This window comes from Candidatus Dormiibacterota bacterium (assembly GCA_036495095.1).
Lineage (GTDB): Bacteria > Chloroflexota > Dormibacteria > Aeolococcales > Aeolococcaceae > CF-96.
Map to the genome: position 1 here is coordinate 1 of DASXNK010000036.1, position 5,460 is coordinate 5,460.

5 protein-coding genes and 1 pseudogene are annotated in these 5,460 nt (G+C 74.9%); 2 read left to right on the forward strand and 4 right to left on the reverse strand.

The annotated features are described in order from the left end of the window. The coding region (locus VGL20_04025; protein ID HEY2702839.1) for an FAD-dependent oxidoreductase at positions 1-975 on the forward strand (975 nt) is incomplete at its 5' end. Here VGL20_04025 and VGL20_04030 read toward each other — a convergent pair. From VGL20_04030 to selD, 3 genes are all read right to left on the reverse strand, one after another. Further along, entirely contained in the window at positions 972-2,819 is a 1,848-nt protein-coding gene (locus tag VGL20_04030) for an ABC transporter ATP-binding protein (GenBank protein HEY2702840.1), read from the reverse strand. The two genes, VGL20_04025 and VGL20_04030, sit on opposite strands and share 4 nt — an antisense overlap. A 17-nt stretch (positions 2,820-2,836) precedes the next feature. Further along, complete coding sequence (locus VGL20_04035; protein HEY2702841.1) at positions 2,837-3,304, reverse strand: MarR family transcriptional regulator; 468 nt, start codon at positions 3,302-3,304, stop codon at positions 2,837-2,839. 94 nt (positions 3,305-3,398) lie between these two features. Beyond that, entirely contained in the window at positions 3,399-4,451 is a 1,053-nt protein-coding gene (gene selD, locus VGL20_04040; GenBank protein ID HEY2702842.1) for a selenide, water dikinase SelD, read from the reverse strand. Positions 4,452-4,482: 31 nt separating this feature from the next. Here selD and VGL20_04045 point away from each other — a divergent pair, with 31 nt between their 5' ends. After that, positions 4,483-5,208: an MBL fold metallo-hydrolase gene (locus VGL20_04045; GenBank protein ID HEY2702843.1), complete on the forward strand. Its 726-nt coding sequence runs from the start codon at positions 4,483-4,485 to the stop codon at positions 5,206-5,208. Positions 5,209-5,216: 8 nt separating this feature from the next. On the opposite strand, the pseudogene VGL20_04050 reads toward VGL20_04045, so the two are convergent. Then, a pseudogene (locus VGL20_04050) lies at positions 5,217-5,460 on the reverse strand (nitroreductase family protein).

The following is a 5,460-nucleotide window of genomic DNA, read 5'->3' on the forward strand; positions in this document are numbered from 1 at the left end:
TCGGGGGCGGCGGCGGGGATGCTCGCCCCCTGCAGCGAGGCCCCCGCGGCCGGCCCCTTCCTCGACCTCTGCCGCCGCAGCCTGGCGCTGTGGCCGGGCCTCGCCGCGACCCTGCTCGAGGAGGGCGGCGTCGACTGCGAGCTCGACACCGGCGGCCTGCTCCGGGTCGCCCTCGAGGAGGCCGAGGTGCCGGAGCTGCGCGAGCGCGCCGCCGCCCGGCGGGCCGCGGGTGTGGCGGTGGAGTGGCTCGACGCCGCCGCCACCGCCGCCGCCGAGCCCGCCCTCGGGGACGCCGCCGGCGCGGCCCTCTACGCCGGCGAGGGGCACGTCCACAGCGTCCGGGCGGTCAACGCCCTGCTCGCCGCCGCCCGCCGCCACGGCGCCGAGCTGCTCACCGGCGCCGAGGTGACCGGCGCCCTCGACGGCGGCGGCGTGCGCCTCGACGACGGTCGCTCCATCCCCGCGGCGACGGTGGTGCTCTGCGCCGGGGCCTGGAGCGGACGGCTCGCCGACGCCCTCGGCGTGCCCCCGCTCCCCGTGGAGCCGGTGCGTGGGCAGCTGCTCGGGGTGCGCGACCTCGACCCCGCCCCGGGGCGGGTCGTCTTCGCCGGCCTCCACGGCTACGCGGTGGCGAGGGGCGACGGCGTCACCCTGGTCGGCGCCACCGAGGACCACGCCGGATTCGACGCCCGGCGCACCCCGGCGGCGGAGCGCCACCTGCGGGGGGTGGGCGCCCGCCTCCTCCGCGGCTTCGCCGCCGCCACCCCCGCCCACGCGCGGGTCGGCCTGCGCCCCCGCGCCCCCGACGGCCTCCCCCTGCTCGGCCGGCTCGGCGAGACCCTCCTCACCGCCACCGCCCACCACCGCAACGGCGTCCTCCTCGCCCCCGCGACCGCCGAGGGGATGGCCGCGATGGTCCTGGACGGCGTCACCCCCGACGGCTGGGGCGCCTTCGACCCCCGGCGCCGGACCTAGGCGACCGCCGCCTGACTCGAGAACTGCGTCCGGTAGAGCTCGGAGTAGAGGCCGCCCGCAGCGATCAGGTCGTCGTGGCGCCCGCGCTCGACCACCCGGCCGCCGTCGATCACCAGGATCAGGTCCGCCTCGCGCACCGTGGAGAGGCGGTGGGCGATGACCAGCGAGGTGCGTCCCGCCAGCGCGGTGCGCAGCGCGTGCTGCACCGCCAGCTCGGACTCGGAGTCGAGGTGGGCGGTGGCCTCGTCGAGGACGACGATGTCGGGCGCCTTCAGCAGCACCCGGGCGATCGCGATGCGCTGCTTCTCGCCGCCGGAGAGGCGGTAGCCGCGGTCGCCGACCACGGTGTCGAGGCCGGCGGGCAGGGAGTCGACGAAGCGCAGGATCTGGGCGCCGCGCAGAGCGTCGCGCAGCTCCCCGTCGGTGGCCTCGGGCCGGGCGAGCAGGAGGTTGGAACGGATGGTCTCGTGGAAGAGATGGGCGTCCTGGGTCACCACCCCGACGGTGGCGCCGAGCGACTCCAGGGTGGCGTCGCGGACGTCGACGCCGTTGAGGCGGACGGCACCGCCGCGCACGTCGTAGAGCCGGGGCACGAGGTGGCTGATGGTGGTCTTGCCCGCCCCGGAGGGGCCGACGAGGGCGACCATCTGGCCGGGCTCGACAGTGAAGTCGACGTCGAAGAGCACCGGGGTCGAGGGGGTCTGGTCGAGCACCGCCACCGACTCCAGCGAGGCCAGCGAGACCTCCTCGGCGCTCGGGTAGGCGAAGTTCACGTGCTCGAACTCGATGCGCCCGGCGCCGCGGGGGATCGCCACCGCGTCCGGCCGCTCGTCGATCATCGGCGGTAGGTCGAGCACCTCGAAGACGCGCTCGAAGGAGACCAGCGCGGTCATCACGTCGACGTTGACGTTGGAGAGCGCGGTCAGCGGGCCGTAGAGACGGTTGAGGTAGGCGGTGAGCGCCACCACGGTGCCGACGTCGAGGGCGCCGTTCACGGACAGCAGCCCGCCCCAGCCGTAGACCAGCGCGGTGGCGAGCGAGGCGACCAGCAGCAGCGAGGTCATGAACACGCGGCTGTACATCGCCTGGGTGATGCCGATGTCACGCACCCGGGCCGCCTTCGCCTCGAAGCCGCGGCGCTCCTCGTCCTGGCGGCCGAAGAGCTTGACCAGGAGCGCGCCGGAGACGTTGAAGCGCTCGGTCATGGTGGTGTTCATCTGGGCGTTGAGCCCGTAGCTCTCGCGGGTGATCGACTGCAGGCGGCGGCCCACCCAGCGCGCCGGGAGCACGAACACCGGCAGCAGGCTGAGCGCCACCAGGGTGATCTGCCAGTTGAGCAGCAGCATGGTGATCAGCACGATGGTCACGGTGATCAGGTTGCTGACCACGCTGGAGAGGGTGTCGGTGAAGGCCTGCTGGGCGCCGAGCACGTCGTGGTTGAGGCGGGACACCAGGGCACCGGTCTGGGTGCGGGTGAAGAAGGCCAGCGGCATCCGCTGCACGTGACCGAACACGCGGGAGCGGAGGTCGAAGATCAGCCCCTCGCCGACCCGGGACGACACCAGCCGCTGGGCCAGCGACAGGCCGGCGTCGACCAGGGCGAGGCCGGCCACCAGCAGCGCCAGCCCCACCACCAGGCGGGAGTTGTGGTGGACGATGCCGCCGTTGATGATCTCGCGGAAGATCAGCGGGTTGGCGGTGCCGATGGCGGCGTCGATCACCACCAGCGCGAGGAAGCCGGCGAGCATCCGCCGGTAGGGCCGGGCGAAGCCGGCCATGCGGCGCACCGTGCCGGGAGCCAGCCGGTGCCGCTTCACCGAGTCGTCGCGTCGGAACGAGCGCATGCTCGGACCCCACTGCGTCATCGCCGTCCCCCTCCGTGCCCGCAGTCGCAGTCACCCTCGACCACCGCCTCGAGCAGACGCACCAGCTCGCCGCGGTCGGCGGCGGTCAGCCTCTCGAGCATCGCCTCGGCGGTGGTGCGGCGGGCCTCGTCGAGGCCGTCGAGCAGCCGCCGTCCCTCCGGGCTGAGGCTGACCAGCACCGAGCGCCGGTCCTGGGGATCCGGATGCCGGGTCACCAGGCCGCCCTCCTCGAGGACATCGACCATCGAGGTCGCGGAGCGGGGCACCACCCCGAGCCGGGCGGCGATGTCGGCCATCCGCATGCTCGAGCCGGGCTCGGCGATCAGCCGCATCACCCGCGCCTGAGGCCAGGTGAGACCGAGGGGCGCGAGCCGGGCGCCGACGCCGCGGTGGAATCGCCGGGAGGCGCGGGTGAGCAGCTCGGCGAGGCGAGCCTCGGCGGCGGCGGGAGGGGCTGGGATCACGTGGGTTCCTTCGGATTGCTGAGTGCCTCTCCTAGTGAGGCCGGCTCAGTTGTACCCACTCGACCGGCTCGCGACACCTGGCGCGACCGGGTCGTTACACCCGGACCCGCACCTCGCCCGCCCCGGCCTCGACCAGGCGGCCCACGACCGCGTCGCTGCAGCCGGCGGCGACCAGCCGCTCGCAGAGCTCGGCGCAGCGCGCGGGGTCGACGGCCAGGAGCAGGCCACCCGAGGTCTGGGCGTCGGTGACGACGGTGCGCTGCAGCTCGGTGACGCCCGGGTCCCAGCTGGTCCAGCCGTCGGCGTCGGCGCGGTTGCGCCGGCTGCCGCCGGGGACCAGCCCCGCCGCCACCAGGTCCGCGACGCCGGGGAGGAGGGGCAGGGCGGCGGCGTCGACCTCGACCCCGCAGCCGCTCGCCCGGGCCAGCGAGCGGGCGTGGCCGAGCACCCCGAAGCCGGTGACGTCGGTGGCGCAGGTCACCGCACAGGCGAGCGCCGCCGCGGCGGCGTCGCAGTTGAGCCGGCGCATGCTCGCGACCGCCGCGGCGGTGACCTCCGCCGGCGCATCGCCGAGCTTGGTGGCGTTGCTGACGATCCCCGTCCCCAGCGCCTTGGTGAGCACCAGCGCCATCCCCGGGCGCCCGGCGGCGTTGGTGAGCACCCGGTCGGGATGCACGGTGCCGACCACGGCGAGTCCGTACTTCGGCTCCTGGTCGCGCACCGAGTGACCGCCGGCGAGCAGCGCGCCGGCCTCGGCGACGGTGGCGGCGCCGGCCCGGAGCACCCGCTCCAGGACGCTGGCGGGGAGCACGTCCTCCTGCGGCCAGGCGACCAGGTTGAGCGCCAGCAGCGGGGTGCCGCCCATCGCATAGACGTCGCTGAGCGCGTTGGCGGCGGCGATGGCGCCGTAGTCGTCGGGGTCGTCGACGACCGGGGCGAAGAAGTCGGTGGTGAGCACCAGCGCGAGGTCGTCGCGCAGCCGGTAGACCGCGGCGTCGTCGCCGGTGCCGGCGCCGACCAGCAGGGCGGGGTCGTCGACCGGCAGCGGCAGGCCGGCGAGGATGCCGGCGAGGTCGGCCTGGGAGATCTTGGTCGCGCAGCCCCCGCCGGACGCGTAGGCGGTGAGCCGGACTGGTGCCTCGAGCATGGCGGGGAGCGTACTGCTAGGCTGCCGCACCGTGCGTCTGACGGTGCTGGGCAGCGGCTCGGCGTTCAGCGGCTGCGGCCACAACTCCGCCTACTGCGTGGACGGACGCATCCTCGTCGACTGCGGCTGCGCGGTGCAGGTGCAGATGCCCCGCGCCGGCCTGGAGCTGGCCGCGGTCACCACCGTGCTGCTCACCCATTTCCACGCCGACCACACCTACATGCTCCCGGTCTTCCTGGGGGCACGGGCGCTGAACGACGACGCCCCCGCCCGGCTCCGGCTGGCCGGCCCGCCGGGCACCGAGGAGTACGTGCGCCGCCTGCTGCGCACCGGCTACGGCGCCTCCCTCCAGAGCGTCATCCGCGAGCGGCTGCGCCCCGAGACGGTGGTGCTCCAGGACGGCAGCGACACCGTGCTCGACGGCTACCGGGTCCGCTCCCACGCGGTGGTCCACTCCACCGGCCCGTCGCTCGCCTACGCCATCACCGCCCCGGACGGGGTCACGGTGGGCTTCAGCGGTGACAGCGAGATGTGCGCCGGCCTGCGCCGCTGCGCCGCCCAGTCCGCCGTGATGGTGTGCGAGTGCACCTCCTTCGAGGGCCCGCTCGCCTCCCACATGTGGGCGGGCGAGGTGAGCGAGCTGATGGCGGCGCTCCCCGCCACCCGCTTCGTGCTCAGCCACCTCGGCGAGCGCCGCCCCCTCCCCGGCGCCCTCCTCGCCCACGACCTCCTCACCCTCGAGGTACCCGGTCCATAGGCTAACCAGCGGTCGAGGTGGATCACGCCCTCGAGAGGGCGGCGCTTGCGGCCGTAGCGGCCGATCGGCCAGCCCAGGGGCACCATGCAGACCGGGTCGACGGTGAGCGGCATGTGGAGGATGCGGCGGGCGTGCAGGGTCGACCAGAGGGGCAGGGTGATCAGCGAGGCCGCGAGGCCGGCGGCGCGGGCGGCGAGGAGCAGGTTCTGCACAGCCGGGTAGATCGAGCCGTAGTGGCTGCTGGTGGCCAGC